The organism is Sphingomonas sanguinis (assembly GCF_001476905.1).
Taxonomy (GTDB): Bacteria; Pseudomonadota; Alphaproteobacteria; order Sphingomonadales; family Sphingomonadaceae; genus Sphingomonas; species Sphingomonas sanguinis_B.
The window spans coordinates 1-3387 of the sequence record NZ_LDTE01000145.1 but is presented as its reverse complement, the minus strand read 5'-3'; the positions used below and the strand labels follow the sequence as shown (position 1 = coordinate 3387).

Genomic DNA, 3387 nt, shown 5'->3' with positions numbered 1-3387 from the left:
CCCGGCAAGCCACCGCACACGTTCGGAGATTTCATTCAGGATCATCGCAAAGAATTTGCGCGTTAGGCTCGAATCCTGAGCCAACTTTCTAGCAACCTTATCCCTATCCGCCCGATCCGGAGACATTTCCCGTGCCGTCTTCATCTGAACCGCTCACCGGCCACGCCGCAGTCGTCACGGGTGCCAGCTCAGGTATCGGCCTTGCGGTCGCCGAGGCGCTTGCGTTCGCTGGCGCTTCTGTCGCCATAACATACCATTCTCATGCCGAGCCGGCTGATGAACTTGCCGCTCGGATCAACGCCCAAGGCGGTCAGGCTATAGCCGTCAAGGCCGATGTCTCGCAGGAAGCGGATGTCCTTCGCCTTTTCGATGAGGCGGTGTCCGCTTTCGGTCGTGTCGACGTGCTCGTCTCAAACTCCGGAGTGCAGAAGGATGCCACCGTTGCCGATATGTCGCTCCAGGATTGGAACATGGTCATCGACATCAACCTAACCGGGCAATTCCTGTGCATGCGCGAAGCCGTAAGACGGTTTCGCACACAACCAAAGGGCGGGCGGCCGGCGCGTAGCGCTGGCGCGATCATTGCGATGAGCTCAGTGCATGAGATCATTCCGTGGGCTGGACATCTCAATTATGCTTCGGCCAAGGGCGGTGTACGGATGCTGACGCGGTCGCTGGCACAGGAAGTCGCAGCCGATGGTATCCGGGTCAATGCCGGTGCGCCCGGTGCTATTCGCACGCCAATCAACAAAGAAGCGTGGGACAGCGAAGAGGCGCTGACTAAGCTTCTGCGTCTTATCCCCTATGGCCGTATCGGCGAGCCCGAAGATGTTGCTCGAGCGGTCCTCTGGCTGGCTTCCGATGCAGCGGACTACGTCACCGGAACAACACTCTTCGTCGATGGTGGCATGTCGCTCTACCCGGAATTTCGCGACAACGGCTGACCCGCTTCGATCATGACTGGTCCGGCTGGTGATACCCCGAATTGCTGGCGCGTCCGGGTCGGGTACATCGGTGGTAATCTCGGTTCGCTGACGTGTTGTTAGATCAGGGTGTCGACAGCCTGGCCATCACCACAGCCCGCGCGCGCATTTCGAGGCGAGCACGGTCGTCATCGCCGCGCGTCGCTGCCGGGTTGACGACAGTGGCGATCAGCGATGCGATATCCTGCGCTAGCTCGCAGTTCGCTGCGAAGCCGGCCGACTGCAGAATGGCGCATATCATGACCACCACTCGCTCATAGACCGGAGTGATATCAGCGTCCGCCCCAAGACGTTCCTGCTCCGCCTCAAGAATATGGGCAAGCCGGGGGCGTTCCAGCTGCTGACCGACAGCGACGGTGATCAGCCGCGCTAGCGGCGACGGGTTCGTCGAGCCGATGTTGATTGCGGCGATCTGTGCCTCGAGTATGGCGAGCTCCCGGCGGATAAGCGCCCGCGTGATCGCATCCTTATTCGGGAAATACTGGTACAGCGATCCGACGCTGACGCCGGCCCGTTGGGCAATAGCGTTCGTCGTGTAACCTGATGGTCCAGCCGCCTCCAGAATGCGAGCTGCGGCTTCCACTATCGCGTCCACCGTGGCTGCGGAGCGGCCCTGTCGCGCGGTTTTCCGCGGGTTCATCGCTTTGGGTGGCACGGATGTCGTCATCAGGAAGGCGAGTAGTGGAGGCTGTGGGTCAAGGCTAGTTTCCCCCCATAGATCAACACGAGGCCAGCAACCATGATACGCAACGAAGACGACGCGCTGCTCGCTGAAACTATCCGCGCGGTCGAGACGGCCGGAAAAACGCTTCTTGCCCGTTTTCGCACAACACCTCCGCCGACGACGTTGGCGGATCTGCTCGCCGGTATTGAGGCCAATGATGCCGCCGTCGAAGACGAGCTCCGCCAGGCGTTGCTGAACTCGCTTCCGGGATCGAGCTGGGCTTCCGACGAGGAAGAACAAGGGGAGCTGCCGTCAGGCGATTGGTGGGTGGTCGACCCGGCCGAGGGCAACGTCAACCATTTGCACGGACGATCGGGCTGGGCCGTCACTGCGACCCTTGTGCGTAAGGGGGAGCCGATCTTGACTGCGATCTCGGTCCCGTTGACCGGCGAGACCTATAGCGCGATCGCCGGACGTGGCGCGTTCATGAATGGCGAGCGCCTGTCGGTTTCTGCGAAGCACGAAATAGCGGCCGCTATCATCTCAAGCGGGCAGGCGAGCCCGGGCGAAGCTCGCCCGATCCGTACTGCCATGGTCCATTCGGCCGAAAGGCTTCTCGATACTGCTCTTCTGGTCCGGTTATCCGTCCCGAGCATGCTCGAACTGGTCGACGTTGCCGCAGGCCGGCTCGACGCCTTCTGGCAGCACGGCAGCGTCCGCGCCGGGCTTATCGGCGGGGCGTTACTCGTCCGCGAAGCGGGCGGAACTGTCGTCGACCTTCGCGGCCGCCGCTGGACGGCCGGTTCGCCTGATTTTCTTGCCGCACCACTGGCGCTTCAACAGGCCCTCCTGGCCTCGTTATCCCCAAGTTCGGAGACCACTGCATGACCACCATCGCCATCCTCGGCTCCGGCCGCGTTGCCTCAAGCCTCGCGTCCGGTTTGGCGCGAGCAGGACATACGATCACCATCGGCGTCCGCGACATCGCTATCCCGCGAAACTGGACGGGACCTGACGTGCGATTCGCCTCCCACGCCGAAGCCATTGGCTCGTCACAGATCGTGATTAATGCAACGCCGGGAGCCGGCAGCGTCGAGCGCCTCACCGCCTTGGCCGACGCGCTCGCGGGCAAATTGCTGATCGATGTGGCGAACGCGACCAGCCGTGATGAAGATGGCGCCCCATCGGGTCTTCTCTATCCAACAGACAGCCTCACCGAGCGCTTGCAGGCCGCCCTGCCACGGACAAACGTCGTCAAGACGCTCAATACGATGCTGTCGTCGGTGATGAACAACCCGGCTTCGCTTACGGGAAATCCAACAGCCTATCTGTCGGGCGACAACACCGGTGCCAAGTCGTTGGTCAGGTCACTGCTTCACGATCTTGGCTGGCAAGATTCCGAGATTCTAGACCTTGGCGGTATCGCAACGGCCCGTGGTGTCGAGGCGGTCATGCTGCTGGTCACCGACGTTATGAAAGCGACTGGTTTCGCGCCGTTCGCCATCTCGCCAGTACGCTGATGCCGCGCTGGAGCATCAGGTTGCCACGTCAGCCTGATGCTCACAGGAGACGGCTAACCAACGACGACTATCTCCTCTGAAACGATCCGGCTGACCGACGCTAGATCGATGAAGTTGGCATGATCGGGGTCGACCACCTCTTGAAAGGCTTCGCAAGTGTAGAGTGCATTCAGGTCGTCAAGCGAGTCGAACGATTGCTCGCCGAATGCATCAAAGATGG

General features: G+C 61.4%; 5 protein-coding genes. 3 read left to right on the top strand and 2 right to left on the bottom strand.

The window, feature by feature from the left end; translation table 11 throughout:
* Positions 1 to 131: 131 nt before the first annotated feature.
* Complete coding sequence (locus tag SB4_RS17590; protein WP_058734889.1) at positions 132 to 944, top strand: SDR family oxidoreductase; 813 nt, start codon at positions 132 to 134, stop codon at positions 942 to 944.
* Between the two features lie 103 nt (positions 945 to 1047).
* On the opposite strand, the gene SB4_RS17585 is transcribed toward SB4_RS17590, so the two are convergent.
* Positions 1048 to 1650 carry a TetR/AcrR family transcriptional regulator gene (locus SB4_RS17585; protein ID WP_058717127.1) on the bottom strand — a complete coding sequence of 201 codons (603 nt, stop codon included), beginning with the start codon at positions 1648 to 1650 and terminating at the stop codon, positions 1048 to 1050.
* Between the two features lie 72 nt (positions 1651 to 1722).
* On the opposite strand from SB4_RS17585, the gene SB4_RS17580 reads away from it, so the two are divergent.
* A complete protein-coding gene (locus SB4_RS17580) occupies positions 1723 to 2535 on the top strand; it encodes an inositol monophosphatase family protein (protein ID WP_058717126.1) in 813 nt (270 codons plus the stop codon).
* Entirely contained in the window at positions 2532 to 3167 is a 636-nt protein-coding gene (locus SB4_RS17575; protein ID WP_058753618.1) for an NADPH-dependent F420 reductase, read from the top strand. Before SB4_RS17580 ends, SB4_RS17575 begins: the two co-directional genes overlap by 4 nt.
* Positions 3168 to 3220: 53 nt before the next feature.
* Here SB4_RS17575 and SB4_RS20630 read toward each other — a convergent pair whose 3' ends face one another.
* Positions 3221 to 3385: an EthD domain-containing protein gene (locus SB4_RS20630; protein ID WP_082670273.1), complete on the bottom strand. Its 165-nt coding sequence runs from the start codon at positions 3383 to 3385 to the stop codon at positions 3221 to 3223.
* Positions 3386 to 3387: the final 2 nt, after the last annotated feature.

Coding starts and splice junctions, on each gene's coding strand:
- SB4_RS17575 (WP_058753618.1), top strand. CDS start 2,532: ATGACCACCATCGCCATCCTCGGCTCCGGCCGCGTTGCCTCAAGCCTC.
- SB4_RS17585 (WP_058717127.1), bottom strand. CDS start 1,650: ATGACGACATCCGTGCCACCCAAAGCGATGAACCCGCGGAAAACCGCG.
- SB4_RS17580 (WP_058717126.1), top strand. CDS start 1,723: ATGATACGCAACGAAGACGACGCGCTGCTCGCTGAAACTATCCGCGCG.